Raw genomic sequence first — 25724 nt, forward strand, 5'->3', positions numbered from 1 at the left:
CGAAAAAAAGCCCTTCAGAAACTGAAGGGCTTTTTGCTTCCCATGCAGGCGGAATCAGTTGAAGGGATTCCACCAGCTCCTGTCGGCCTTCAGGCCCTGGGTCCGGAACGCGCTGTTCGGGAAGTTCTTGTCGTAGACGCGCTGGGCATCGTTCTTCAGGTCGGTCATGTTCAGTTTGTCGTACGACTGAACCATCAGGTAGAGGGCCTCTTCGGTGGCGGGGGCGCCTTCGAAGTCGGTGATGACGGTCTGCGCGCGATTGGCGGCGGCCACGTAGGCGCCGCGTTCGTAGTAATAGCGGGCGACGTGGACTTCGTTCATGGCGATGGTGTTGACCAGCCACGCCACGCGCTTTTCGGCGTCGACGCTGTACTTGCTTTCGGGGTAGCGCTTGATCAGCTCGGTGAAGGCGTCATAGGACGCGCGCAGACCCTTGGGATCGCGCTCGGCCGGATCCTGGCCGGTGATGTTGCTCATGAAGGCGCTGGCCGGCGTGAAGTTGACCAGGCCCTTCAGGTAGAGCGCGTAATCGGTGCCGGGGTGATTGGGATAAAGCTGCTGGAAGCGGTCGATGGCGGCGAGCGCCTGCTCGTTTTCGCCGTCTTTCCAGTTGACGTAGGCCAGTTCAAGCAGCGCCTGCTGCGCGTAGACGCCGAACGGGTAGCGGCTTTCGATGGCGGTCAGGCGCTCGCGCGCTTCCTTCCAGCCGCCCGACGCCATTTCGGCCTTGGCGTCCGCGTAGAGTTGTTCTGCGCTCCAGTTGGTGGTCTTGTCGTATTTGCTGTCCGCCCCGCTGCAACCGGCGATGACGATGACGGCAAAAAGCGCGATGACCACGCGCAAAACCGACCCGCTGCGGGATGCGGGGTTCGAGGGAGCTGCAGGGTGGTGAATCACGAGAATCGTATCCTTGGTGTTAGCATGGCAGGCTGATTATATGATTTGTCTCCATGTCTGATACAGCCGCCCGCGCAGATCTTGTTTCCGACGATAGCGCCGACGAAAATCTCGACGAATCCGGCCGCGGGGAGCCGCAACTTGTAACCGTGCCGTCCGACACGCGCGCCGACCGGCTCGACAAGATTCTGGCCGGCCTCCTGCCCGACCATTCCCGCAACCGCCTGCAAGGCTGGATCGAATCCGGCAACGTCCTGGTCAACGGGGCGCCAGGCAAGATCCGCCAGACGGTCGGCCCCGGCGACGAACTCACCATCTGGGCCCAACCCGCGCCCGACGCGCTGGCCTTCACGCCCGAACCCGTTGAGTTCGGCGTGGTCGCCGAAAGCCCCGACTGGATCGTCGTCAACAAGCCGGCGGGTCTGGTCACCCACCCGGGGGCTGGCAACTGGAGCGGCACGCTGCTCAACGGCCTGCTGCATCGCTACCCGGAGCTTGCGCAGGTTGCCCGCGCGGGCATCGTGCACCGTCTGGACAAGGACACCTCCGGCCTGATGGTCGTGGCCCGCAACGACATCGCCCAGACCCATCTCGTGCGCCAGCTCCAGGCGCGCAGCATGGGCCGCGAATACGTGGCCCTGGCGCACGGCTGGGTTGCCGCCGCAGGCAAGGTCGACCGCGCCATCGGCCGCGATCCGCGTGTGCCGGTGCGCATGAGCGTCGAACGGCCCGTCGCGCCCAAGCCGGCCATCACCAATTACGCGCCGGCCCGGCGCGGCTCGGTGGAACCCGGCGGCCGTGTCACCGAAGTGGTATGCCGCCTGGAAACGGGACGAACCCACCAGATCCGAGTGCACATGGCCAGCCTGGGGCATCCGCTGCTGGCCGACATGATCTACGGCGGCAAGAACATTGCCGGGGCAGAGCGCCAGATGCTGCACGCCCGCGCGCTCCATTTCGACGATCCCGGCGGCAAGGGCGACGTCCACTTCGACGCGCCGGTGCCTGCCGACATGGCGCAGGTCCAGGAGAGCATTGCATGGAACGCCTGATTGCAGACCTGCCCGTCGTGACGGGACCCGACTGGAATGGCGTCAGCTACTTCTGCACGACCCGCGCCGGTGGCGTCGGCGTGGCGCCCCATGACACCCTCAATCTTGGCCTGCGGGCCGAAGACAACCCCGAGGCCGTGGCCGAGAATCGCCGCCGCGTGCGCGCGGCAGTGCCGGCCGACCCGCTGTGGCTGCGTCAGGTGCATGGCAGCGAGGTCGTGGACGCGGACGCGATCGACGTGCCGGCCGAGCCTGCCGTGGACGCCAGCGTCACGGCGCAGCCCGGGCGCGTCCTGGCCATCATGGTGGCCGATTGCCTGCCGGTGCTCATCGCCGACACAGAAGGCAAGGTGCTGGGCGCGGCGCATGCCGGCTGGCGCGGCCTGGCGGGCGGGGTCCTGGATCATACGCTGGACGCCATGCGCGCCAAGGCGCCGCAGGCGGCCGGTTGGCGTGCCTGGGTCGGACCCGGCATCGGCCCGCAGCATTTCGAAGTGGGGCAGGACGTGCTGGACGCCTTCACGGCGGACGACCCGGCCACGGCGCGCTTTTTCGCGCCACGTGCCGGCGCGGCCGGCAAGTGGCTGGCCGACCTCGCCGGATTGGCGGATTTCCGGCTGCGGCGCGCCGGGGTACAAGAGGTGTCCCTCAGCGGCGAATGCACGGTGACGCGCAAGGACCGGTACTTTTCCTATCGCCGCGACGGGGTGACGGGACGCATGGCAATGCTGGCCTGGTTGCATCCGGTTTGACGCCGCGCAAAGGCCGGCGCCGGCCTTGCGTCCCGCGGCAGCAGCCTCCTTGTATACCCGCATTGACAGCCCTGGACCCGGAATGCAACATCAATCGCGAAGTCTCGATAACAAGGTGTCGAAGTGAATGCCAATCTCTCCGCAGGTCCCATTCCGGTGAGCGTGGCACCGGAAGTCCTGGCTGACATCCAGGCAGAGTTCGCGCGCGAATGGCAACGCCTTTGCGACGATGCCCAGCGCGGCACGCTGGCGCCGCCGTCCGATCGCCGGTTCTCGGGCGATGCCTGGGCGGCGAACGCGTCGCATCTGTTGCTGGCGCATACCTATCTGCTGTCCGCCCGCGCCATGCAGCGCATGGTCGATGCCGCGCAGGTCAGCGAGCCCATGCGCGACCGCCTTCGATTCTCCATCATGCAGTGGGTCGACGCGCTGTCGCCCAGCAACTTCCTGGCATTGAATCCCGACGCGCAGCAATCCATCGTCGAAAGCGCGGGACGCGCGTTGAACGAAGGCCTTGCGAACCTGCTGGGCGACGTTCAGAAAGGCCGCATCACACAGACCGACGAGTCCCAATTCGAGATCGGCCGCAACGTGGCCACGACCCCCGGCGACGTGGTGTTCGAGAACAAGCTGTTCCAGCTCATCCAGTACGCGCCGTCGACCGGCACCGTGCACGAACGGCCACTGGTCATCGTGCCGCCGAACATCAACAAGTTCTACATCCTGGATCTGCAGCCCGAGAACTCGTTCGTGCGTCACGCGGTCGGGGAGGGCTACACGGTCTTCCTGATTTCCTGGCGCAATCCGGTGGCGGCCGATACCGACGGCGTGGACCGCGCCACCTGGTCCGACTACCTTGACGACGCGGTGCTGCAAGCGCTGCGCGTGGCCAGCGACATCACGAAGCAGCCGCAGGTCAATGCGCTGGGCTTCTGCGTGGGCGGCACGATGCTGGGCGCGGCGCTGGCGCTGGCCGAAGCGCGCGGCGAGCATCCCGTGGCTGCGCTGACGCTGCTCACCTCGATGCTCGATTTTCACGACACCGGTGTCCTGAACGTCTTCGTCGACGAAACCCACGCGCTCATGCGCGACCATCAACTGGGCAACGGCGGCCTGATGGCGGGCCGCGATCTCGCCACCACCTTCTCGTTCCTGCGCCCCAATGAGCTGGTCTGGAACTACGTGGTCGGCAATTACCTGAAGGGTCAGAAGCCCCCGGCCTTCGATCTGCTGTTCTGGAACGGCGACAGCACGAACCTGCCGGGGCCTTTCTTTTCCTGGTATTTCCGCAATACCTACCTTGAGAACAACCTCAAGGTGCCGGGCCGCGCGCAGGCCGCCGGCCTGCCGCTGGACCTGACGCGGTTGCGCATGCCGGTCTATATCTTCGGTTCGCGCGAAGACCACATCGTGCCGTGGGTCTCGGCTTATGCGTCCACGCAGGTGCTGCGCGGACCGCAGCGTTTCGTGCTGGGCGCATCCGGCCACATCGCGGGCGTGGTGAATCCGCCCGCCAAGAAGCGCCGCAGCTACTGGGTGGCCGATGCGCTCGAACAGGAAAGCCAACCGCTTCCCGGCGACCCCAACACGTGGTTTTCGCAGGCCGTGGAGCAACCCGGAAGCTGGTGGCCGGACTGGTCGGGCTGGCTGGCCGAGCATTCGGGCAAACAGGTCAAAGCAAGGACAAAGGCAGGCAATGCCAAGTACCGGCCGATCGAGCCGGCCCCTGGCAGATATGTAAAGGTCCGGGCGGCCTGATACCGCGTATCGCGGTCCGATCCCCGGGCAGGAAGATGTTTAATCAACGAGGCGTCCGTCGCACACAGGAGGAAGTCCAATGAGCGGAAAACTGGCTTACGTAACAGGCGGGATGGGCGGGATCGGCACCTCTATTTGCCAGCGCTTGGCCAAGGATGGCTTTCGCGTCGTGGCAGGTTGCGGCCCCAGCCGCAATTACCAGCAATGGCTGGATGAGCAAGCCGCGCAGGGGTTCACGTTCTACGCGTCGGTGGGCAACGTGTCCGATTGGGACTCCACCGTTGCCGCCTTCGAAAAGGTCACGGCTGACCTCGGGCCGGTGGACGTGCTGGTCAACAACGCGGGCATCACCCGCGACGGGCTGTTCCGCAAGATGACGGCCGACGATTGGCGCGCGGTCATCGACACGAACCTGAACAGCCTGTTCAACGTGACCAAGCAGGTCATCGACGGCATGGTCGAGCGCCAGTGGGGGCGCATCATCAACATCAGTTCGGTCAATGGCCAGAAGGGTCAGTTCGGCCAGACCAACTACTCCACGGCAAAGGCCGGCATCCACGGTTTCACGATGGCGCTGGCGCAGGAAGTGGCCAGCAAGGGCGTGACCGTCAACACGATCTCGCCGGGATACATTGGCACCGACATGGTCCGCGCCATCCGGCCGGACGTGCTGGAAAAAATCGTCGCCACGATTCCGGTGCGCCGTCTTGGCACGCCCGAGGAAATCGCGTCCATGACGTCGTGGCTGGCGTCGGATGAATCCGGCTTTTCGACCGGCGCGGACTTCTCGCTGAACGGCGGCCTGCACATGGGTTGACGTGACATGGGCCGCCCCGCGGCGGCCCACTGGCGCTGTACGGCTTCGGGCAGAGGGCCGTACGGCATTACACTCACATTATTCGAAGCCTAAAGAGATCGCCCGATCCGGGGACAACCATGACGCAAGCACAAACCGGCGCCAGCCTGCGCCTGATTAAAAAATACCCCAACCGTCGCTTATACGACACCCGGACCAGCACCTACATCACCCTGGCAGATGTCAAGCAACTGGTCCTGGCGAACGAGGAATTCCAGGTTGTCGATGCCAAGAGCAGCGAAGACCTGACGCGCAGCATCCTCCTGCAGATCATTCTTGAAGAGGAGAGCGGCGGCATGCCCATGTTCTCCTCGAACATGCTGTCGCAGATCATCCGTTTCTACGGCCACGCCATGCAAGGCATCATGGGCTCGTACCTGGAAAAGAACATCCAGGCATTCATGGAGATCCAGCAGCGCATGGCCGAGCAGTCCAAGGGCCTTTACGGCAGCCAGTTCGGGCCGGAAGCCTGGACGCAATTCATGAACGTGCAGACGCCGATGCTGCAGAACATGATGAACAACTACATCGACCAGAGCAAAAACCTGTTCGTGCAGATGCAGGACCAGATGCAGGATCAGACGCGCGCGATGTTCTCGACCTTCCCGTTCACGCCGGGCAGCACCCCGGGCGCGGGCCGCAAGTAACCACCGCCGGACGCAAGGCCTGACCGGTCCGCGTCAATGCAAAAAAGCCGTCTTGGCGCATGCCAAGGCGGCTTTTTGCTGATTGAGCCAACGCAATGATCCGGCACTTTTAGTGCGGCCAGGTTCAGGGTTGTGTCAGCAAAATCCACTAAATTAATGAAAACGGTTCTTGTTTGTGTTTTGAGAGCCGCTATTTTCATTTGTGTCTCAAGGATTATGCACATGATCAAGAAAGCCTTGGCGCTGGCCATTGTCGCGTTGAGCGTGTCCGCCGCCCATGCGGCCGAATACCCCATCGGCAAGCCTGTCGAAAAGGGCGGCATGGAAATCGGCGCGGTGTATCTGCAGCCGATCGAAATGGACCCGCCCGGCATGATGCGTCCGGCCAAGGATTCCGACGTGCACCTGGAGGCCGACATCCACGCCACGGCCGGCAACAAGACTGGTTTTCCTGAAGGCGAGTGGGTGCCGTATCTGGTCGTGAATTACGAGATCCAGAAGGTCGGCAGCCAGAACGTGCAGAAGGGCACGTTCATGCCGATGGTCGCCAACGATGGCCCGCACTATGGCGAAAACGTGAAGCTCGAGGGCCCGGGCAAATACAAGCTCAAGTACACCATCCTGCCGCCGACGGCGAACAAGATGAGCCACTTCGGCCGTCACGTCGACAAGGAAACGGGTGTGGGCGAATGGTTCGAGCCGTTCGACCTGGAATATGAATTCGTCTACGCCGGCACCGGCAAGAAGGGCGGTTACTGATCGTGCGCCGCCTGCTTCGCGTACTTGCCGCAATGCTCATCGGCCTGGCCGGCGTAGCCGGCATGGCGCCGGCGCAGGCGGACGAACTGCCCACGTTCACCTTGCGATTCAAGCCGGACGGCACGTTTGAGCCGGCCACGCTGGAAGTGCCCGCGGGCCGTTTCAAGATTGAACTCATCAACGAGAGCAACGAGCCGGTGGAATTCGAAAGCATTCCGCTGCGCAAGGAAAAAGTCCTGGGACCGGGGGTCAAGTCCTTCGTGGTCATCACCATTTCGCGTCCCGGCGAGTATCCCTTTTTTGACGACTTTCACCAGAGCGTGAAAGGCACCTTGGTCGTCAAGCCCAAGGAATAACGCGGCACCAAAGCATGGAACAGGTACTTTTCATCGTCTGGCGCGAAAGCGTCGAAGCCCTGCTCGTGGTGGGCATCCTTTACACATGGCTGCGCGCCACGCCGGAAGGCAAGCGCGGGCTGCCGTACCTGTGGGGCGGCGTGGCGGCGGGCCTGGCCCTGGCCGTCGCGCTGGCGCTGGTGCTGCTGGGCGTGTTGTCCTGGCTCAGCGATGAAGGCCAGGAATGGTTCCAGGCCATCATGTCGCTGGCCGCTTGCGCGCTGGTGGTGCAGATGGTCGTGTGGATGAAGAAGCACGGCCGCACGCTCAAGGGCGAACTCGAAAGCGGGGCGCGCGCCTCCGTGGCAAACGACAACTGGTGGGGCCTGCTCGTGCTGGTCGCCATCGCCGTCGCCCGCGAAGGCAGCGAGACCGTCGTGTTCCTGTACGGCACGGTGTCGGCAGGAGAGGGCGGCAGCGACATGCTGATGCTGGCCGTCGCCGGCGTGGCCGGTTTCGCGGTGGCGCTGCTGACGTTCTGGCTGCTGCAACTGGGCGGCAAGCTCATCACGTGGCGCCGCTTCTTCTTCGTGACCGAAATCCTGTTGCTGCTCCTGGCCGGCTCGTTGCTGGTGGGCGGCCTGGACCACCTGATTTCGCTGGATGTCCTGCCGACCATCGTGGACCCGGTCTGGGACAGCTCCTGGCTGTTGAGCGACAGCACGGGCATTGGCAAGGTGCTGGCCGACTTCGCGGGATACCGCGCATTGCCCGCGTTGTCCTCGCTGCTGTTGTGGGTGGCTTACTGGATCATCGTCTGGGCGCTGCTGCGCTGGGCGGGCGGACGGCCCGCGCCCGTGGCCGCTGCCCGCGGAGCATCCTGATTCCGGTGTTTTCTCCGGACTGATTTTCTTAAGGTTTGACCATGGCTGCTGCACTCGGGAGGGCAACCTCCCGCATCGCCGACTTCCTCCGTGACCATGCCCCGCTGTTGCGCAAGCTGCAGTGGGGCATTGTCGCGTTGTACGCGTTCCTCCTCATCGTGCCGGCGTTGCTGCCGCTGCCCGACAACGCGGCCTCGGTGTTCAACAACCTGACCGTCGTGGCGCAGTTTGCGTTCTGGGGCGTGTGGTGGCCGTTCGTCCTGATCTCGATGCCGATCCTGGGACGCGCATGGTGCGGCTGGCTGTGTCCCGAAGGGATGCTGACCGAATGGGCCAGCGAGCGCGGCCAGGGCCGCGCCATTCCGAAGTGGATGCGCTGGGGCGGCTGGCCGTTCGTGGCCTTCGCGCTGACGACCATCTACGGTCAGCTGGTCAGCGTCTATCAGTACCCCTTGGCGGTGCTGGCCGTCCTGGGCGGGTCCACCGTGGCGGCCATGATCGTCGGCTGGCGCTACGGGCGCAGCAAGCGGGTGTGGTGCAAGTATCTGTGCCCGGTCAATGGCGTGTTCAACCTGCTGGCCAAGCTGGCGCCCTGGCACTTCAAGGTCGACGAGGAAAAGTGGCGCCATCCCGTCATCCGCATCGAGCCCATCAACTGTGCGCCGCTGGTGCCGCTGCGCCACATGAAGGGCGCGGGCGATTGCCACGTCTGTGGACGGTGCAGTGGCTATCGCGGCGCCATTGCACTGACACCCCGCTCGCCTGAGGAAGAGATCGTGCACGTGGCCGATGGCGATCCGTGGCAGACGGCATTGCTGTGTTTCGGCTTGATGGGCATTGCGATCGGCGCGTTTCTCTGGAGCGCCAGCCCGTGGTTCGTGACGGCCAAGCAATGGGCCGCGACCTGGCTGGTCGAGCACGACATCCTGTGGCCGCTGATGGACAACGCGCCGTGGTTCATCCTGACGCACTACCCGGACGTGAACGACAGCTTCTCGTGGCTGGACGGCGCCGGCATTCTGCTCTTTGTCGTCGGCGCCACGATATGCGTGGGCGGCGCGGCCTTCCTGTCGTTGTGGCTCGCCGACCGCATTGCGCCCGCCGCACCCGTGCCGCCGGCGCCCGTCAATTCCCATGCTGCCCATGCGCCCGTATCGCGCTGGGGGCGGGCCGGCCTGCACAAGCTGGCGCAGGCGCTGATTCCGTCGGCTGGCATTGGCGTGTTTTTGGGCCTGTCCGCCACGACGATCACGCTGCTCAAGCATGAAGGCGTGCAGGCGGCATGGGCGACGCCGGTCCGGTTCACGCTGCTGACCCTGGCGGTGCTGTGGACGCTGCGTCTTTACGCGCGCCTCCTGAATGCGCGTCCGGTCGGCATGGCGCGCAAGGTTGGCGCGGGTTTTGTGCTGGCCGCGGGCCTCGTGCCGTTCTGCATGGCGTGGGTGCTGTTCTTCGCCGTTTGGTAAGCGTTTGACGGGGCCGCTGCGATACAGTGGGGGCTTATCCGGCGTCGCCGGCATTTTCCTCACTGCTATCCGCCATGGCTTCCTACGCATTTCGTCTACTCAACGTTTTCGCCTCTTCCACATTCAGCGGCAATCAGCTCTGTGTGTTTGAAGACGCGCGCGGCATGGATGATGCCACCATGCTCAATCTTGCGGCGCAATTCAATCTGTCCGAGACCACGTTCATCCTGCCTTCGGATCAGGCCGACGCGCGGGTGCGCGTCTTTACACCGGGCTTTGAAATGAAGTTCGCCGGGCATCCGGCCATTGGCACCGCGCAGGTCGTGCGCGACCTGCGGCAGACCGGCGACGCGTTGACGCTGGAATTTCAGGCGGGTGTCGTGCCGCTTACTGCCAGTGGCGACGCGTGGACCTTCACCGCGCCGTGTCCGGGCGGGGTGCGCACCGCCGGTCCCAAGTTGGATCCCGCCGGCATCGCCGGGCTGGTGGGCCTGGGCGAAAACGACCTGCTGGCCGACCCGATCTGGGTGGATACCGGCGCGGACCAGTTGCTCGTGCCGCTTGCCAGCGTGGACGCAGTGCGCCGGGCCAAGCCGGACGCGTCGCTGCTCAGCCGCTGGCAGACCAGCAGCCTCGAACGCAAGTCGCTCTATCTGTTTGCGTTTGACGAAGGCAATGTCCAGGCGGGCCGACAGGTCGTCGTGGCCCGCTACTTTTACGCCACGCCGGGCGGTGCGATCAACGAAGATCCCGGCACCGGTTCGGCTTGCGCCAATCTCGGCGGCTGGCTCCTGCATCGCAAGGCCGCGCTGCCCGCCAGCGTGCTGGTGGAGCAGGGCGACCAGACCGGCCGCCCCTGCCGCCTGCAGCTGGATGTCTCGACCGACGGCTGCATCCAGGTGGGCGGACGCGCGCTGGAAATCGGCCGCGGCGCCGTCACGCTGTAGCAGAGCGCAAATCCCAAAGCGAGCATGTAAAAGCCAAACGTGAAAACGGCGCCTGCTTGCACAGGCGCCGTTTTCAAATCAGGCGTCGATCAGATCGATGCCTTGATTACTTGCGGTTCTTGGCCGGATCAACCTTGATGTTGTTCTTGACCTGCTTCACGCCTTCAACGCCACGGGCGACCTTGGCGGCGTGATCCGCTTCGGCAGCGGTGCCCACGGTGCCGGTCAGCGTGGCTTCGCCGTTGTTGGTTTCGACGGCGATTTCCAGGGCGCTCAGCTGCTTGTCGGCAACAAAGGCGGCCTTGACCTTGGTGGTCACGGTGGCGTCGGACGCGTATTCACCCACGGACTGTTTCGGCTTGCCGTCATCGGCGGCAAAAGCCATGGAAGTGAAGACAGCGCCCGTACCCAGTGCGGCGGCGGCGATCAGCTTGCGAATTTCCATAGTAATGCTCCTTTTTATTGGTGTTCAGCGTGTTCGTGACGCTATGACGATCTACTAAAGCTCAGATGCGGGTTCTATTTCTTGCGGAAGGCGCCGCCCAGAATGGACAGGAGAGCCAGGACCAGAAAGACGAAGAACAGGATCTTGGCAATCCCCGCGGCGCCGGCGGCGATGCCGCCGAACCCCAGGACAGCCGCGATGATCGCGATAACGAAGAAAACTACGGCGTAATGCAACATGTCAGCTTCTCCTGGTGGTTATGGGAATCAGGGATTGCGGTCGAAGAAGTCGCGGACTTCCTTTTGCGCCTCATCCTTGGTCTTGCCGTAGCGTTCCTGGATCAGACCAGCCAGACGCTCGGCGTTGCCTTCGGTGCGGGTCAGTTCGTCGTCGGTGAGTTCACCCCAAGCCGCCTTGGCCTTGCCCGTCAGTTGCTTCCACTTTCCGGCGATGATGTCGTTGTTCATGGTGACCTCTCTCTGGTTTCGTGCGGCGGCAGGTTCATGGCCTATGAAGCTGCCGGAACGCGGTGTGTTGGGAACTGATCAGCTAGGTTCTAAGCTACGAGTCGCCCCCTGGGGCTGTCAAACCACGCTGTGGAGAAATGTAACTGCGCCGCCTCTGAAAATGCCCCGGGTTTGAGACGAGAAAACGCGTTCCGGGCGCACGAAGGCCGAGTTACATTTGAGCAACCATTTGACCCCTTTTGTGCGTGGCTAGTAACCGATCCGCTCTCGAGACCCACTGCTGGCGCGGCTGGCCGGGCAGGGCGCATGCCGGTATAGTCCACACGGAACCGGCTGGCGGTTCGCCACGTAAAGGGAGAAAAGCTCGCATGACGAAACGACTTTGCAGCGCCATCTTGCTGGCGCTTGGCGCCATGGCGGCCGTGGGGTGCACGCACGTGACGGACCGGTATCAGGCCTCGGCGCCCATCGCATCCGCCCACGGCTGATGGCATCGCAAGACGAAAAAAAACGGGGCGCCTGAGCGCCCCGTCCGCATTTGCGCCGAGCCGTTCAGGGCTGGGCGATGCGCTTGGCGATGTGGTCCAGCGCTTCTTCCACCTGATCGACCAGGATCAGGCACAGATCGCCCGAATTCAGGCGCGCCAGCGCCGTGTCGATCGCCACGAACTCACCATGGATCTCGTCGATCTGCGTGGTGCGGCTGGCGCCCACCAGACCCTGCTGCAGCAGCGCCAGCACTTCGCCGTCCGCGCGGCCGCGTTGGCACTGGTCCTGGTAGAGCAGCACGTCGTCGAAGGCGGCGCCCAGGATCTCGGTCTGCATGCGGATGTCTTCGTCGCGGCGGTCGCCCGCGCCACTGATGACGACCGAGCGGCGCTTGGCCGGCATGGCGTCCACGGCACGCACCAGCGCCTGGATGGCGTCGGGGTTGTGGCCATAGTCGGCGATCACCGTGGCGCCGCGGTAGTCGAACACGTTGAAGCGGCCAGGAGCCGTCTGCGCGTCGTTGACGAACGTGGCCAGACCGCGGCGCACGACATCCCAGCCCAGGTCCAGCGCCCACGCCGCCGCAATCGACGCCATCGCGTTTTCGACCTGGAAGGTGATCGTGCCATTGCGGGTCAGCGGGATCTCGGCCAGCGGGAAACGCACCTCATCGGCACCTTGCGCCGCGACGATGGCATCGCCATCGCGGTAGACCGAACGCAGGCCCTGCGCGCGGTGCGTGGCCAGCACGGGATGATTGCGGTCTTCGGCGAAGTAGGTGATCGAACCCGGGCAGCTCGCGGCCATCTCGGCCACGATGGGATCGGCCGCGTTCAGCACCGCCATGCCCGACGGATGCACGTGCTGCACGATGACGCGCTTGACCACGGCCAGGTCCTCGACCGTGCTGATGTAGCCGAGCCCCAGGTGGTCGCCCATGCCGATGTTGGTGACGATGGCGACGTTGCAGCGGTCAAACGCCAGGCCTTCGCGCAGGATGCCGCCGCGCGCGGTTTCAAACACCGCGGCGTCCACGTCCGGGTGCATCAGCACGCTGCGCGCGCTGCGCGGGCCGCTGCAGTCGCCGGTGTCGATGCGCAGGTTGTCGACGTACACGCCGTCGGAGTTCGTCATGCCCACGCGGTTGCCGGCCGCGCCCAGCAGGTGCGCGGTCAGGCGGACCGTGGTGGTCTTGCCGTTGGTGCCCGCGACGGCCACGACTGGAATGCGGCCGTCGTCGCCGTCCGCGAACATGTTGGCGATGATGGCTTCGCCCACCGCGCGGCCCTTGCCGAACGAGGGGTTCAGGTGCATGCGCAGGCCAGGCGCGGCGTTGACTTCCACGACGCCACCGTGCTGCTCTTCAAGCGGGTATTGCACCGTTTCGGCCACCACGTCCACGCCGCAGATGTCCAGGCCGATCATGCGGGCCGCGGACACCGCGCGCGCCGCCATTTCAGGGTGGACCTCGTCGGTGACGTCGGTGGCGGAGCCGCCGGTGCTCAGGTTGGCGTTGTTGCGCAGGAAGATCAGCGTGCCGGAGGGCGGCACGGAATCGGCGTCAAAGCCTTGTTTTTTCAGCGTCGCCAGGGCGATGTCGTCGAAACGGATCTTGGTCAGCGAGGTGGCATGGCCGTCGCCGCGCAACGGGTCGGCGTTGACCTGGTCCACCAGTTGGCGGATGGTCTGCTGCCCGTCGCCCGTGACTTGCGGCGGATCGCGGCGCGACGCCGCGACCAGCGCGCCGCCCACCACGAGCAGGCGGAAATCGTGGCCTGGAATGTAGCGTTCGACGATGACCTCGGAGCTGATCTCTTCGGCCACTTCAAAGGCCTGGATCACGCGCTCGCGGGTTTCGATGTTGACCGCGACGCCACGGCCCTGGCTGCCGTCGCGCGGCTTGACCACGACCGGGCCGCCCAGTTCCTGCGCCGCTTCCCAGGCCTCTTCGGCGGTGGTCACCGAACGGCCCATCGGCACCGGCACCCCCGCGGCGTCCAGCAGCATCTTGGTCAGGTCCTTGTCCTGCGCGATGGATTCGGAGATGGCGCTGGTCAGGTCGGTTTCGGCGGCCTGGATGCGGCGCTGCTTGCTGCCCCAGCCAAACTGGACCATGCTGCCTTGCGTGAGGCGGCGGTAGGGGATGTTGCGCGCGGTGGCGGCGTTCACGATGGAGCCGGTGCTCGGCCCCAGGCGCACGTCTTCGTCCAGCTCGCGCAGACGCTTCAGGGCGTCGGCAATGTCGAACGGCGTGTCGTCGAGCGCGGCGCGCACGAGGTCCTGCGCCAGTTCCATCGCCAGCTTGCCGACTTCTTCTTCGCTGTACTCGACCACGACCTGGAACACGCCCGGTTCGATGGTGGAGGCGGTGCGGCCGAACGTGACGGGGCAGCCGGCGTGCGCCTGCATCGTCAGCGCGACGATCTGCAGCACGTGGGCGATGGACACCGCGCCCTGGTGACCTTCGGGGCGCAGCAGGCCGGTTTGCGGCAGCCGCGCGCGCAGGCGGGCTTCGAACTCGGGCAGGTTGTCGATGGAGCATTCGGCATCGCCGCAGGACACGATGGCCTCGATGGCGGTGTTCTTGCTCCACAGATTGGGGCCGCGCAATGCTCGGATTCGGGAGACTTCCATGGCAGGGTTTCCTGTCGTCTGACGCGCGTCAGCCGGGGGCGGCCGCGCGCCTAATAAGGTCAGTTTTGTTGGATCCAGCGGCGGACCAGATCGATGGTCGGGCCGGAGAACGCCTCGTCGGACTGCAGCAGGGCGAAGTCGCCGGCGCCGATGCCGTCCAGCACGCTGGCAATGGCCTTGCCGTGGTCGGGCTCGTCCTGGATGTCCTTGACGCGGCTGCCTTGCGCCAGGCCCTGGCGCAACAGCGCGCGCGCTTCGCCTTCGGGGCGCTTGCTGCGCACGGTCGCGTCGTCATACAGAACCACGCGGTCGAAGGCGTCGCCAAGGAGCTTGCCCTGTTCGATCAGGTCCGCGTCGCGGCGGTCTGCGCCGGCCGAGTAGACGGCAGCGCGCCGGGCGGACGGGAACTGGTCGATGGCCGTGAGCAGCGGACGCAGCCCCGAGGCGTTGTGCACGTCGTCCACCACGACCGTGGCGCCATTGCGCTCGAACAGCGTGAACTGCCACGGCGCGTCGGCCTGATCGATGTCGAAGGTCTCGATGCCGGCGCGGATCAGTTCCACCGGAATGTCCAGCGCCCACGCCGAACCCACGGCTGCCAGCACGTTTTCAACCTGGAAGGCCACGCGGCCGCCATGTGTCAGCGGGATGGCCGCGACGTCGGCCAGGCGTTCTTCCTGGCTGCCCTGCGCCAGCACGATGCTGCCGTCGCGCACGAACACCGCGCGTCCGTCCTGGGCCAGGTGCTGGACGATGGCGGGCAGGGCGGGATCGATGCCGAAGAAGATCACGCCGCCGTCGCAGAGCTCGGCCATTTCGACCACGCGCGGATCGCGCGCGTTCAGCACGGCCACGCCATCGGGCAGGACCACGTCCACCTGCGTGCGGAACACGTTGAACAGGCGTTCCGTTTCATTGATGTCGAAGTCGCCGAGATGATCGCCGTCGTCGATGTTGGTGACCACGCCGACCTGGCAGCGGTCGTAGGCCAGGCCCTGGCCAAGGATCACGCCGCTGTCGTTCTCGATGACGGCGGCGTCCACGTTGCGGTTCATGAGCAGGCGCGTGCCCGACGCGAAGTCGGCGCGGTCGCCCTTTTGCACGAGGCGGCGGTCCAGGTAAAGGCCTTCGCTGCACGCAAGGCCGGTGCGCTTGCCGGACAGGTGCAGCAAGCGCGCCACCAGGCGGGCGACGACGGTCTTGCCGTTGGTGCCGGTCACGCCGACGATGGGAATGCGGCCCGCGTCGCCCTCGGGGAAGAGGTGGTCGACGATCGCGCGGCCCACGGGACGCGGCGTGCCGTCGGCGGGCTTCAGGTGCATCAGCAGGCCCGGTCCGGCGTTGACTTCGACGATGGCGCCGCGCTGTTCATCCAGCGGGCGCGTGATGTCTTCGGCCACGAGGTCCACGCCGGCGATGTCCAGGCCGACGATGCGCGCGGCCAGCGTCACGGTGGCGGCCACGCTGGGGTGGACGCGATCGGTCACGTCGAACGCGACGTTGCCGCTGCGCTGCACCAGCACGCGCTGGCCTTCGGGCGGCACGCTGTCTTCCGACAGGCCCTGGCGCGCGATCTCCAGCCGGGCGGCGGAATCCAGGCGCACGGGATTGAGCGGATGGTTCTCGGTCCGGCCGCGGCGCGGGTCGGTATTGATCTGGCTGTCGATGAGTTCGGTGATGGTCGACTTGCCGTCGCCCGTCACCCACGCCGGTTCGCCGGCGGCCGCCGCGACCATGCGGTTGCCCACCACCAGCAGGCGGTGTTCGTTGCCCAGCACGAAGCGTTCGACGATGACGCCGCTGCCTTCGTCCACGGCGACGCGATAGGCGGAAACCACTTCCTCGCGCGTCGTCAGATTGGTGAAGACGCCGCGGCCATGGTTGCCGTCGTAGGGCTTGACCACCACGGGCAGGCCGATGTCCTCGGCGGCGTCCCACGCGTCTTCCTCGCTTTCAACGAGGCGCCCTTCGGGCACCGGCACGCCGCAGGTCGACAGCAGTTCCTTGGTCAGGTCCTTGTCGCGCGAAATGCCTTCGGCAATGGCGCTGGTGCGATCGGTTTCGGCCGTCCAGATGCGGCGCTGCGCCGAGCCGTAGCCGAATTGGACGAGGTTGCCCTCAAAAAGACGGATATACGGAATATCGCGATCATCGGCCGCATCGACGATGCAGGCCGTGCTGGGGCCGAGGCAGTGGCGGTCGACCAGGCTGCGCAGCTTGGCCACGGTGGCGGGCACGTCGAACGGCCGGTCCTCGATGGCGGCCATGACGAGGTCGCGCGCTTCGTTCAATGCAGTGCGGGTGACCTGTTCCTGCCAGGCGCGCACGACGACCTTGTAGACGCCGCGCTTGGAGGTTTCGCGGGCCTTGCCGAAGCCGCCGCGCAAGCCGGCCAGGTTCTGCAATTCAAGCGTGACGTGTTCAAGAATGTGGCCGGGCCACGTGCCTTCTTTAAGGCGGGCAAGAAAACCGCCCCGCACGCCGGGGCTGCATCGATGTTCGATCAGCGTCGGCAGCCATTCCGTCAGGCGCTCATAAAATCCGGGAATCGTGTTGGAGGGGTAATCCTCCAGTTCGCCGATATCCACCCATGCTTCAAGGACCGGACGATACGTCCAAATGTTCGGGCCGCGCAAAGCCACGACATCGATAAATTCAATGTCTTTCTTTTTCATGTTTTAATTCGCTCGAGAAGCAGGTTGGCACGCGCGGACGCCCCTATGCAAGACCGCGATTTTATTGGGGTTGCGCCTTAAGAATAATGCCAACGAGTGGGGGATCCCAGATGTTCCTAATTAGAAAAATCGGCTGATACTATACGACGCCTTCATGGCGTGAACTCGTTGTGTTGTAAGGAAGGGACACGTTTGCCGCCGATGGCGTCAAACCGGTTGCCGCCTAGTAGGGCAGAGTCCTGGCCCGGTATGCGTTCCAATGAAAAAACCACACCTGCTTTCCGGCCTTGCCGACGCATTTCCTGCCCGCTGGCGGGATGAAATCCGCACCGAAGTGGCGGATGACGAAACCCTTCTGGCCTGGGTCGAAATAGACCTCGATCAGCGTTTGAAATTCCAGCCGGGTCTGGTCGCCGTGACCGATAAACGGCTGATCGCCCGCCTTCCCGACGATTCCGGTTGGGAATCCTGGCCATACGGCCCTCAATTGAAGCTATCCCTTAGCGATCATGCCGGCGCCGCCGTGCTGGAGCTGCACGACGACACCGGCCGTCTGGGCGTCTGGCGATTCACGCTGGCTTGCAATCCCGCGGCGCTGCGGCTGTTGGCCCAGTTTGAAACGCAGCAGTCGATTCGTCTGTCGGGCAAGCCGGCCGAAGCGCTGGAAGAACGCACCTGCACGATCTGTAATAACGTCATTCCCGCGGGCGAGGAAGAATGCCCGACGTGCAATCAGGAACAGGCCGCGCCGTCGACCACCTGGGCGCTCTTGCGGCTGTGGCGTTTTGCGCGGCCTTACCGCGGTCCGCTGTTTGCCGGGTTTCTGCTGACGCTGCTCGGCACCGCGGCCACGCTGGTGCCGCCGTACCTGACGATGCCGTTGATGGACGATGTGCTGATCCCGTTCCAGAACGGTGCGCCCATTGATTACAGCCTCGTGCGGCTTTATCTGGGCGGCCTGTTGGGATCGGCCATTCTGGCGTGGGGGCTGGGTTGGGCGCGCACGTATATTCTGGCGTGGGTCAGCGAACGCATCGGCGCGGATCTGCGCACCACCACTTACGCGCACCTGCAGCAACTGTCGCTTGAGTATTTCGGCGGCAAGCGCACCGGCGATCTGATTTCGCGCATTGGTAGCGAAACCGACCGCATCTGCGTATTCCTGTCGCTGCACCTGCTGGACTTCGCCACCGACATTCTCATGATCGCCATGACGGCGGTCATTCTGATCAGCATCAATCCGTGGCTTGCGCTGGTCACGCTGGTGCCGCTGCCGTTCATCATCTGGATGATCCACGCGGTGCGCGACCGCTTGCGGCACGGCTTCGAAAAGGTCGACCGCATCTGGTCCGAGATCACGAACGTGCTGGCCGACACCATTCCCGGCATTCGCGTGGTCAAGGCATTTGCGCAGGAAAAGCGCGAGGTCGCGCGTTTCCGCGAAGCCAACAACCGCAACCTGGAAGTGAACGATCGCGTCAACACGACGTGGTCGCTGTTCTCGCCGACGGTCACGCTGCTGACTGAAGTTGGCCTGTTGGTGGTGTGGATCTTCGGCATCTGGCAGGTGTCGCAAAAGCAGATCACCGTGGGTGTGCTGGCCGCGTTCCTGGCGTATATCGGGCGCTTCTACATGCGCCTGGATTCCATGAGCCGCATCGTGTCGGTCACGCAGAAGGCTGCCGCTGGCGCCAAGCGTATCTTCGACATCCTGGACCACGTGTCCAGCGTGCCGGAACCCCAAAACCCCGCCAAGCTGCCGCATATCAACGGCCGCATCGAACTGCGCGACGTGGGCTTTCGCTACGGCAACCGCCAGGTCATCCGCGGGTTGAATCTGACGATCGCCCCGGGCGAAATGATCGGGCTCGTGGGCCACAGCGGTTCGGGCAAGAGCACGCTGATCAACCTGATCTGCCGTTTCTACGACGTATCCGAAGGCGCCGTGATGGTGGATGGCGCGGACATCCGTTCGGTCCGCGTGGCCGACTACCGGCGCAATATCGGGCTGGTGCTGCAGGAGCCGTTCCTGTTCTTTGGCACCATTGCCGAGAACATCGCTTACGGCAGGCCGGACGCCACGCGCGACGAGATCGTGGCTGCGGCGCGCGCCGCGCATGCGCACGAATTCATCCTGCGCCTGCCGCACGGCTACGACTCGCTGGTGGGCGAGCGCGGCCAGGCCTTGTCCGGCGGCGAACGCCAGCGCATCTCGATTGCGCGCGCCCTGTTGATCGACCCGCGCATCCTGATTCTTGATGAAGCGACGTCGTCGGTGGACACCACGACCGAGAAAGAAATTCAGAAGGCCCTGGACAACCTGGTCCGCGGCCGCACCACCATCGCGATTGCGCACCGCCTGAGCACGCTGCGCAAGGCCGACCGGCTGGTGGTCCTGGACCGCGGCCAGATCGTGGAGCAGGGGCCGCACGAAGAACTGATGGCCCGCGAGGGCGCCTACTATCGCCTGTATCAGGCGCAGGCGCGCCAGGCGGAAGCCGACGCCCAGGCGTCGGGCAGCGAAGACATGGCCGCCGTGGCCTGATGCGGAAACGGAACTCTCGCCATGACCTTGCCGTTCTTTCAATTGCGCCGCAATGCCTTCGGACGCCTGGAGTTCCAGTCGGCCGACGGCGAATCGCACGAAGGTGTCATCCCGGTGCGCGCCTTCCCGATCAGCGAGGCCGGCCGCGGCCTGTCGCTGGTGACCAGCGACGGGCACGAGCTGCTGTGGATCGAACATCTGTCCGACGTCCCCGTCGAGCCGCGTGCGCTGATCGAAGAAGAACTCGCCAGCCGCGAGTTCATGCCCGAAATCCGCAAGCTGTCCAGCGTGTCCACCTACGCCACGCCCAGCGTCTGGAAGGTGGATACCGACCGCGGTCCAACGTCGTTCACGCTACGCGGCGAAGAAGACATCCGCCGCCTGTCCGCCCAGACGCTGCTGATCGCCGACAACCACGGCATCTTCTATCTGGTGCGCGACATCCAGTCGCTGGACAAGCACAGCCGCAAGTTGCTGGACCGCTTTCTCTGACGGCAAGGCGGTCGTACAACGCCGGTGTCAGACACCCCGCCCCTTGAACGGCGTGTGCGATTCCAGTTCCCCCAGATAGTCCGTCACCGCGGCGGTTTCCTCATCCAGGAAGTTCTGGATCGCCTCGGCGAACCCCGGATGCGCCACCCAGTGCGCTGACCACGTCGGCGTGGGCAGCAAACCGCGCGCCAGCTTGTGTTCGCCCTGCGCGCCGCCCTCGAAGCGCGCAATGCCATGCGCGATGCAATAGGCGATGGACTGCATGTAGCAGGTCTCGAAGTGCAGCCCCGGTACGTATTCCGTCGCGCCCCAATACCGGCCATATAACGCGTCGCCGCCCGCCAGGTTGAGCGCCGACGCGACCGGCACGCCGTCGCGTTCGGCCAGGATCAACACGAAAGCATCGGGCTGGTCGCGGTATGCCTGTTCGAAGAACTCGCGGCTCAGATAGGGCGGGTTGCCGTGGTCGAAGTAAGTGCGGCAATAGCAGCCGTAGAAGAATTCCAGTTCCTCCGCGCCGATCTCGGCGCCGCGCAGCCAGCGGAAGGTGAGGCCCGCGGCGGCGACCTTCTTGCGGTCCTGGCGGATCTTCTTGCGCTTGTCATGGCTCATGGTGGCCAGGAATGCGTCGAAGTCGGCGTAGCCCGCGTTGGTCCAGTGGAACTGTACGCTCTCGCGGATCATGAAGCCCGCCTCGCGCAGCGCGCGCACGTCGGCGTCGGCCGGAAACAGCAGGTGCAACGACGACACGTTGACCTCTTCGGCAAACGCCACCAGGCCGCGCACCAGCGTTGCGCGGTCTTCGTCGTTGGCGGCCAGCAGCCGCGGGCCGGTGACCGGCGTGAACGGAATGGCCGACAACAGCTTGGGGTAGTAGCGCATGCCGTGCCGCTGGAAGGCGTCGGCCCACGCGTAATCGAACACGTACTCGCCGCGCGAATGCGACTTCAGGTAAAGCGGCACCGCGCCTGCCAGCACATCGTCGCGCCACAGCGCCATGAAATGCGGCGCCCAACCCGTCTGTCGCGACGCGCAGCCCGTGTCGTGCAGGGCAAGCAGAAAGGCGTGCCGCAGAAAGGGTTGGTCTCCGGCCAGCGCGTCCCATTGCCGGGCGTCGATGCGGGACAGATCGGTTTCCAAGGTAAGGCGCAGGGGATCCATCCGCGAATGATAAAGTCTTCGGCAGCGCATGGCGTGCAAGCCATGGCAACGACAGGGATTTGAGGCGTCCACGCGGCGCCCGGGAAGGACGGCAATATGGACAGCAGCAAGACTGCCCCCGGCGGGCAGGATGACGATGCGCACGGCATGCGCGAGCAGGCGCTGGCGGCGCTTGCCGCCACGGCATGGCCCGACAAGCTGGCGCGCGTGCGCGCCATCGCCGACGACGCCCGGCTGGATTGCGAGCGCGTTCTTGCGCCCGTCTCGGGACTGCCCGGCCGCCCCGCAAGGCCCGAACTGGTCGCGCCGGGCGAGGTCAGACAGCGGTCCATGGCCACGCCGGAAGGCAGGGCAGCGCTCCTGCACGCGCTGGCCCACATCGAATTCAACGCCGTGAACCTTGCGCTGGACATCATGTGGCGGTTTGCAGGCATGCCCGAGGCGTTCTACCGCGACTGGCTGCGCGTGGCGCGCGAAGAAGCGCTGCATTTCGACCTGCTGCGTCAGCGCCTGGACACCCTGGGCTATGCCTACGGCGACTTTCCCGCGCACAACGGATTGTGGGATATGGCCGAGCGCACGCAGGACGACCTGCTGGCGCGCCTGGCCCTCGTGCCACGCACGCTGGAAGCGCGCGGCCTGGATGCGTCGCCGATGATCCGCAACAAGCTGGCGGGCGCGGGCGACGCGCAAAGCGCCGCCATCGTCGACATCATCCTGCGCGACGAGATCGGCCACGTCGCCATCGGCAACCACTGGTACAAGCAGCAGTGCGCGCAGGCGGGCAAGGAGCCGGTGGCCTGCTATGCCGAACTGGCGGCGCGCTATCAGGCGCCGCGCCTGCGCGGCCCTTTCAACCTGGAGGCGCGGCGCGCCGCCGGATTCGACGACGACGAGCTTGCCGCGCTGCAGGCCGGCTGAAGGGACGACGGGAAAATGGACATCACAATCGACGCGCTGCTGACGGGCGCGGTGCGGCCGCTGGGCGATTCGGGGCGCGACAGCGGCATCGACAAGCACCCGGTCGCCGAGCGGCGCTGGCTCGGTCTGGAAGGACTGGACGGCGACGCGCAGGCGGACCGGCGCTTTCACGGCGGGCCGGAGAAGGCGCTGCACCACTACGCGCGCGACCACTATCCCGCCTGGCTGCAGACGCTGGGCGAACGCGCGGTGCTGCGCGCACCGGGCGCCTTCGGCGAAAACCTTTCCACCACCGGCCTGACCGAAAGCGACGTGTGCGTGGGCGACGTCTATCGCGCGGGCACCGCGTTGATCCAGGTATCGCAGGCGCGCCAGCCGTGCTGGAAGCTGGATCACCGTTTCCAGCACAAGGGCATGGCCGCGCAGGTGCAGGCCAGCGGCATGACGGGCTGGTATTACCGCGTGCTGCAAACCGGCTGGCTGGCGCCCGGCGACTCGCTGACGCTGCAAAAGCGCCAGCATCCGCAGTGGTCGCTGGCGCGCGTGCAGGACATCCTGAACCGACGCGTGCTGGACCCTGACGTGTTGCATGCGCTGGCGGCGCTGCCCGAGCTGTCGCCCAACTGGCGCGCGCTCTTTGAAAAGCGCGTGCGCGCCGGCGAAGTCGAAGACTGGACGCGGCGCCTGCAAGGCGATGCCGCCATCGCACCTCCCAAGGAATCCCAAGCATGAAATCCCTGTTGCGCCGCTCGCGGTCGAACACTGCTGTAACTCGCGCGTTGACCGCCGCCGCGATCACGACCGCCGCGCTGATCCTGCCCGCGCCTGCGGCGCTGGCCGCCGGCGACTTTGCCGCCTGCCTGTCGCAGTTGCGCGCGCCCGCCTTGAAGGCCGGCGTGTCGGCGGCGACGTTCGACACGCACACGGCAAACCTCTCACCCGACATGGCGGTGATCGACCTGCTGGACGCGCAGCCGGAGTTCAAGACGCCCATCTGGGACTACATGGCGGGCCTGGTGGACGACGAACGCGTGGCAGATGGAAAGGCCGGCATGGCGCGGTGGCAGGCCGAACTGGACCGGGCGTCGCAGCGTTACGGCGTGGACCCGGCCACGATTGCCGCGGTGTGGGGCGTGGAAAGCAACTTCGGCCGCACGCTGGGCGGACGGCCGCTGCTGACGTCCTTGTCGACGTTGTCGTGCTATGGCCGGCGCCAGGCGTATTTCCGGGGCGAATTCTTCTCCACGCTGAAGATCATCCAGGACGAACACATCGCACCAGAGCGCCTGGTTGGCTCGTGGGCCGGCGCGTTTGGCCAGACGCAGTTCATGCCGTCGACCTATCTGCGGCTGGCGGTGGACTTTGACGGCGACGGCAGGCGCGATCTGGTCGACAGCGTGCCGGACGCGCTGGCGTCCACGGCGAATTTCCTGAAGCGCGCGGGCTGGAATCCGGCGCTGGCGTGGGGCTACGAGGTCAGGTTGCCCGCGAAGCTGGACACGTCCGGCGCGGGCCGCAAGAACAAGCGGCCCATGTCGTCGTGGGTGAAACAGGGCGTGACGCGCGCCGATGGACAGGCGCTGCCAGGCGGCGATACGCCGGCCGGTCTGCTGCTGCCGGCGGGCCGCAACGGTCCGGCGTTTCTGGTGACGCGCAATTTCGATGCCCTGTATTCCTACAACGCCGCCGAAAGTTATGCGCTGGCCATTGCGCATCTGTCCGACCGCCTGCGCGGCGGCGGCCCGCTGACCCAGGCCTGGCCCACGGATGATCCCGGGCTGTCGCGCGCCGAAAGGCGCGAACTGCAGCGCCTGCTGATCGCGCGGGGCTATGAACTGGGCGAGCCCGACGGCATGATCGGCGCTCGCACGCGCCAGGCCTTGCAGGCCGCCCAACGCGAACTCGGCCTGCCGCCAGACGGACGCGCCGGCCAGAAGGCACTTAAGGCGCTCAGGACGTCGACAGCCACGCCGAAGGGATGAACCGAAAGCCCTATCCAAAAGCATGAGCCGCCCGCGCGATTTACAACTTTTGCAAAGTCGTCGCGGGCGGCAACAGCATTGCCGCGCACCGCGCTTTTCATCGGCCTATACTGATTTCCCGACTTTTTCAGGAGCGCGGCAATGAGTCTATTGGACACTTTGGCCTCGATGGCCGGCGGTGGTCAGCAGGGCGGTTCGGCCTCGCTGCTGCCCGCGCTGATCGAGCAACTGAACAAATACCCGGGCGGTCTGACCGGTCTGATCGCCAGTTTTCAGAAGGGCGGGCTGGGCGAAGTGGTGGCGTCCTGGGTGGGCACGGGGCAGAATCTGCCCGTCAGCCCTGACCAGCTCGGTTCCGTGCTGGATCCCGGCGTCGTGAACGAACTGGCGGCCAAGACGGGGCAGGACACCACTTCCGTGCTGGATTCGCTGTCGGCCCTGCTGCCGCAACTGGTCGACAAGGCCACGCCGGAAGGCGCGGTGCAGCCCGGCCAGCCATTCAACCCCGCCGATCTGCTGGGCTCGCTGTCCGGCATGTTCGGCAACCGCGGATAAAGGCTGGGCAGTCCCCTGATACCCCCGCAGCTCAAATCCCCCCTGCGCCGGCGCCTCTTTCAGGCGCTGGCGTTAAGCGCCCTGGCGCCGCTGGCGGCATGTTCGCCGCCGCTTTCCCTGAACGCCACCTTCCTGCAGCTCTGGCGCAGCCACGCGGACCTGACGCCCGAAGACTGGCGCCAGCGGCTGCGCAGCTTCCGGCGGCTGGGCTGCCGCGAGATCTTCCTGCAATGGACCGGACTGGAAGGCGGGCGGCCGGACGACTGGATGGCCCCCGGGGCGCTTCTTGCGACCCTGTTCGACGAAGCCGCGCACCAGGGCATTGGCATCCACGTGGGCCTGCCGTACGACCAGCGCTGGTGGGACGTGCTGGCCCGCGCCGACACGCCCGCGCTGGCCGCCTTTCTGGACCAGACGCGCGAACGCGGCGCCGCGTACATGCGGGAGTCCGGCTGGAATCAGCGGCGCGCGTTCCGCGGATGGTATCTGCCGTACGAACTGGAACAGTACAACTGGGCGTCCGCCGAACGGCAGGCGCTGCTGGTGCCATGGCTGGACGCGTTGTCGCGCGCGGCGCAAGAGACCAGCAGCAGCGTGCCGTGCATCTCGACGTATCACAGCCGCCTGCCGGGCGACGGGTCATTGGTGAAGTTGTGGAGCCATGTTCTGGACCACGTGGGCATACACCCCATGATCCAGGACGGCGTCGGCGTGGCCGGGTTGGAGAACCTGCGGGCGCTGGAACCGCTGCACGACATGCTGCTGGCGCGCCACGCGTCTTTCGACCTGATCCTGGAACTGTTCGAGGAACTGCCGTCGGGCGCCACCGATGGCTCGACCTTCAAGGCGCGGTCCGCCGATTTTGAGCGGGTGCGTGAGCAGTGGGAGGTGGCGCGCGGCTACGGCGCCAAGCGCATCGTGGCCTTTGCGCTGGACCCGTGGGTCATCGACGACACGCCGGAGGCGCGCGCGCTGATGCAGGCGTGGATGGACGCCCGGCTCTGA

Annotated in this window: 24 protein-coding genes; 17 read left to right on the plus strand and 7 right to left on the minus strand. The window is 65.6% G+C overall.

Annotation, left to right across the window (positions count from 1 at the left end; all coding sequences use genetic code 11):
- Positions 1-54 precede the first annotated feature (54 nt).
- Positions 55-843 (minus strand): outer membrane protein assembly factor BamD, encoded by a 789-nt coding sequence (locus AB3147_RS07125; protein ID WP_175123345.1) that lies wholly within the window; start codon positions 841-843, stop codon positions 55-57.
- Positions 844-950: 107 nt separating this feature from the next.
- On the opposite strand from AB3147_RS07125, the gene AB3147_RS07130 reads away from it, so the two are divergent.
- The 10 genes from AB3147_RS07130 to AB3147_RS07175 all read left to right on the plus strand — a co-directional run bounded on the left by AB3147_RS07130 (position 951) and on the right by AB3147_RS07175 (position 10353).
- Positions 951-1949, plus strand: a complete 999-nt coding sequence (locus tag AB3147_RS07130) for an RluA family pseudouridine synthase (RefSeq protein ID WP_367351638.1) — start codon at positions 951-953, stop codon at positions 1947-1949.
- The gene (gene pgeF, locus AB3147_RS07135) at positions 1937-2701 is read left to right on the plus strand and encodes a peptidoglycan editing factor PgeF (RefSeq protein WP_367351639.1); all 765 of its coding nucleotides are present in this window, start codon (positions 1937-1939) and stop codon (positions 2699-2701) included. The genes AB3147_RS07130 and pgeF overlap by 13 nt, the downstream gene beginning before the upstream one ends.
- 123 nt (positions 2702-2824) lie before the next feature.
- Complete coding sequence (locus AB3147_RS07140; protein ID WP_175122868.1) at positions 2825-4459, plus strand: PHA/PHB synthase family protein; 1635 nt, start codon at positions 2825-2827, stop codon at positions 4457-4459.
- 79 nt (positions 4460-4538) lie between these two features.
- Positions 4539-5276, plus strand: coding sequence for a 3-ketoacyl-ACP reductase (locus AB3147_RS07145; protein WP_175137390.1), 738 nt, complete (start codon positions 4539-4541; stop codon positions 5274-5276).
- A 119-nt stretch (positions 5277-5395) separates the two neighbouring features.
- On the plus strand, positions 5396-5962 hold the full coding sequence (phaR, locus tag AB3147_RS07150) for a polyhydroxyalkanoate synthesis repressor PhaR (RefSeq protein WP_175122867.1): 567 nt from the start codon (positions 5396-5398) through the stop codon (positions 5960-5962).
- Between the two features lie 222 nt (positions 5963-6184).
- Positions 6185-6721: an iron transporter gene (locus AB3147_RS07155; protein WP_056569437.1), complete on the plus strand. Its 537-nt coding sequence runs from the start codon at positions 6185-6187 to the stop codon at positions 6719-6721.
- Positions 6722-6753: 32 nt separating this feature from the next.
- On the plus strand, positions 6754-7077 hold the full coding sequence (locus tag AB3147_RS07160; protein ID WP_056322182.1) for a cupredoxin domain-containing protein: 324 nt from the start codon (positions 6754-6756) through the stop codon (positions 7075-7077).
- Positions 7078-7091: 14 nt separating this feature from the next.
- Positions 7092-7940 (plus strand): FTR1 family iron permease, encoded by an 849-nt coding sequence (locus tag AB3147_RS07165; protein ID WP_367351640.1) that lies wholly within the window; start codon positions 7092-7094, stop codon positions 7938-7940.
- Between the two features lie 41 nt (positions 7941-7981).
- Positions 7982-9406, plus strand: a complete 1425-nt coding sequence (locus AB3147_RS07170; RefSeq protein ID WP_367351641.1) for a 4Fe-4S binding protein — start codon at positions 7982-7984, stop codon at positions 9404-9406.
- Positions 9407-9480: 74 nt separating this feature from the next.
- Positions 9481-10353, plus strand: coding sequence for a PhzF family phenazine biosynthesis protein (locus AB3147_RS07175; protein ID WP_367351642.1), 873 nt, complete (start codon positions 9481-9483; stop codon positions 10351-10353).
- A gap of 106 nt (positions 10354-10459) precedes the next feature.
- On the opposite strand, the gene AB3147_RS07180 is transcribed toward AB3147_RS07175, so the two are convergent.
- The 5 genes from AB3147_RS07180 to cphA (AB3147_RS07200) form a co-directional block, all read right to left on the minus strand.
- Positions 10460-10798, minus strand: coding sequence for a BON domain-containing protein (locus AB3147_RS07180; RefSeq protein ID WP_056567736.1), 339 nt, complete (start codon positions 10796-10798; stop codon positions 10460-10462).
- 74 nt (positions 10799-10872) lie between these two features.
- Complete coding sequence (locus AB3147_RS07185) at positions 10873-11037, minus strand: DUF1328 domain-containing protein (RefSeq protein ID WP_006389411.1); 165 nt, start codon at positions 11035-11037, stop codon at positions 10873-10875.
- A gap of 27 nt (positions 11038-11064) precedes the next feature.
- Complete coding sequence (locus AB3147_RS07190) at positions 11065-11265, minus strand: CsbD family protein (protein ID WP_006218180.1); 201 nt, start codon at positions 11263-11265, stop codon at positions 11065-11067.
- Between the two features lie 552 nt (positions 11266-11817).
- Positions 11818-14388 carry a cyanophycin synthetase gene (gene cphA / locus AB3147_RS07195; RefSeq protein WP_239212483.1) on the minus strand — a complete coding sequence of 857 codons (2571 nt, stop codon included), beginning with the start codon at positions 14386-14388 and terminating at the stop codon, positions 11818-11820.
- 59 nt (positions 14389-14447) lie between these two features.
- The gene (cphA, locus tag AB3147_RS07200) at positions 14448-17063 is read right to left on the minus strand and encodes a cyanophycin synthetase (RefSeq protein ID WP_279973191.1); all 2616 of its coding nucleotides are present in this window, start codon (positions 17061-17063) and stop codon (positions 14448-14450) included.
- 259 nt (positions 17064-17322) lie between these two features.
- Between cphA (AB3147_RS07200) and AB3147_RS07205 the strand changes: the two genes are divergently transcribed.
- A complete protein-coding gene (locus tag AB3147_RS07205; protein ID WP_175122861.1) occupies positions 17323-19608 on the plus strand; it encodes a cyanophycin metabolism-associated ABC transporter in 2286 nt (761 codons plus the stop codon).
- 21 nt (positions 19609-19629) lie between these two features.
- Entirely contained in the window at positions 19630-20100 is a 471-nt protein-coding gene (locus tag AB3147_RS07210; protein ID WP_367351643.1) for a cyanophycin metabolism-associated DUF1854 family protein, read from the plus strand.
- A gap of 27 nt (positions 20101-20127) precedes the next feature.
- On the opposite strand, the gene AB3147_RS07215 is transcribed toward AB3147_RS07210, so the two are convergent.
- On the minus strand, positions 20128-21261 hold the full coding sequence (locus AB3147_RS07215; protein WP_367351644.1) for a GNAT family N-acetyltransferase: 1134 nt from the start codon (positions 21259-21261) through the stop codon (positions 20128-20130).
- Positions 21262-21357: 96 nt separating this feature from the next.
- Between AB3147_RS07215 and AB3147_RS07220 the strand changes: the two genes are divergently transcribed.
- The 5 genes from AB3147_RS07220 (at position 21358) to AB3147_RS07240 (ending at position 25724) form a co-directional block, all read left to right on the plus strand.
- On the plus strand, positions 21358-22182 hold the full coding sequence (locus AB3147_RS07220; RefSeq protein WP_367351645.1) for a ferritin-like domain-containing protein: 825 nt from the start codon (positions 21358-21360) through the stop codon (positions 22180-22182).
- Between the two features lie 15 nt (positions 22183-22197).
- Entirely contained in the window at positions 22198-22914 is a 717-nt protein-coding gene (locus AB3147_RS07225) for an MOSC domain-containing protein (protein WP_367351646.1), read from the plus strand.
- A 5-nt stretch (positions 22915-22919) separates the two neighbouring features.
- Positions 22920-24164, plus strand: coding sequence for a lytic murein transglycosylase (locus AB3147_RS07230; RefSeq protein ID WP_438861017.1), 1245 nt, complete (start codon positions 22920-22922; stop codon positions 24162-24164).
- Between the two features lie 141 nt (positions 24165-24305).
- Positions 24306-24719 (plus strand): YidB family protein, encoded by a 414-nt coding sequence (locus AB3147_RS07235; protein ID WP_175122855.1) that lies wholly within the window; start codon positions 24306-24308, stop codon positions 24717-24719.
- Positions 24720-24851: 132 nt separating this feature from the next.
- Positions 24852-25724, plus strand: coding sequence for a DUF4434 domain-containing protein (locus tag AB3147_RS07240; RefSeq protein WP_367353522.1), 873 nt, complete (start codon positions 24852-24854; stop codon positions 25722-25724).

The sequence above is a fragment of the Achromobacter animicus genome (assembly GCF_040775605.1).
Lineage (GTDB): Bacteria > Pseudomonadota > Gammaproteobacteria > Burkholderiales > Burkholderiaceae_B > Achromobacter > Achromobacter animicus.

Coding starts and splice junctions, on each gene's coding strand:
- AB3147_RS07190 (WP_006218180.1), bottom strand. CDS start 11,265: ATGAACAACGACATCATCGCCGGAAAGTGGAAGCAACTGACGGGCAAG.
- AB3147_RS07165 (WP_367351640.1), top strand. CDS start 7,092: ATGGAACAGGTACTTTTCATCGTCTGGCGCGAAAGCGTCGAAGCCCTG.
- AB3147_RS07130 (WP_367351638.1), top strand. CDS start 951: ATGTCTGATACAGCCGCCCGCGCAGATCTTGTTTCCGACGATAGCGCC.
- AB3147_RS07225 (WP_367351646.1), top strand. CDS start 22,198: ATGGACATCACAATCGACGCGCTGCTGACGGGCGCGGTGCGGCCGCTG.
- AB3147_RS07155 (WP_056569437.1), top strand. CDS start 6,185: ATGATCAAGAAAGCCTTGGCGCTGGCCATTGTCGCGTTGAGCGTGTCC.
- AB3147_RS07170 (WP_367351641.1), top strand. CDS start 7,982: ATGGCTGCTGCACTCGGGAGGGCAACCTCCCGCATCGCCGACTTCCTC.
- AB3147_RS07185 (WP_006389411.1), bottom strand. CDS start 11,037: ATGTTGCATTACGCCGTAGTTTTCTTCGTTATCGCGATCATCGCGGCT.
- AB3147_RS07180 (WP_056567736.1), bottom strand. CDS start 10,798: ATGGAAATTCGCAAGCTGATCGCCGCCGCCGCACTGGGTACGGGCGCT.
- AB3147_RS07205 (WP_175122861.1), top strand. CDS start 17,323: ATGAAAAAACCACACCTGCTTTCCGGCCTTGCCGACGCATTTCCTGCC.
- AB3147_RS07210 (WP_367351643.1), top strand. CDS start 19,630: ATGACCTTGCCGTTCTTTCAATTGCGCCGCAATGCCTTCGGACGCCTG.
- AB3147_RS07220 (WP_367351645.1), top strand. CDS start 21,358: ATGGACAGCAGCAAGACTGCCCCCGGCGGGCAGGATGACGATGCGCAC.
- cphA (WP_239212483.1), bottom strand. CDS start 14,388: ATGGAAGTCTCCCGAATCCGAGCATTGCGCGGCCCCAATCTGTGGAGC.
- AB3147_RS07175 (WP_367351642.1), top strand. CDS start 9,481: ATGGCTTCCTACGCATTTCGTCTACTCAACGTTTTCGCCTCTTCCACA.
- AB3147_RS07145 (WP_175137390.1), top strand. CDS start 4,539: ATGAGCGGAAAACTGGCTTACGTAACAGGCGGGATGGGCGGGATCGGC.
- cphA (WP_279973191.1), bottom strand. CDS start 17,063: ATGAAAAAGAAAGACATTGAATTTATCGATGTCGTGGCTTTGCGCGGC.
- AB3147_RS07160 (WP_056322182.1), top strand. CDS start 6,754: ATGCTCATCGGCCTGGCCGGCGTAGCCGGCATGGCGCCGGCGCAGGCG.
- AB3147_RS07235 (WP_175122855.1), top strand. CDS start 24,306: ATGAGTCTATTGGACACTTTGGCCTCGATGGCCGGCGGTGGTCAGCAG.
- AB3147_RS07215 (WP_367351644.1), bottom strand. CDS start 21,261: ATGGATCCCCTGCGCCTTACCTTGGAAACCGATCTGTCCCGCATCGAC.
- phaR (WP_175122867.1), top strand. CDS start 5,396: ATGACGCAAGCACAAACCGGCGCCAGCCTGCGCCTGATTAAAAAATAC.
- pgeF (WP_367351639.1), top strand. CDS start 1,937: ATGGAACGCCTGATTGCAGACCTGCCCGTCGTGACGGGACCCGACTGG.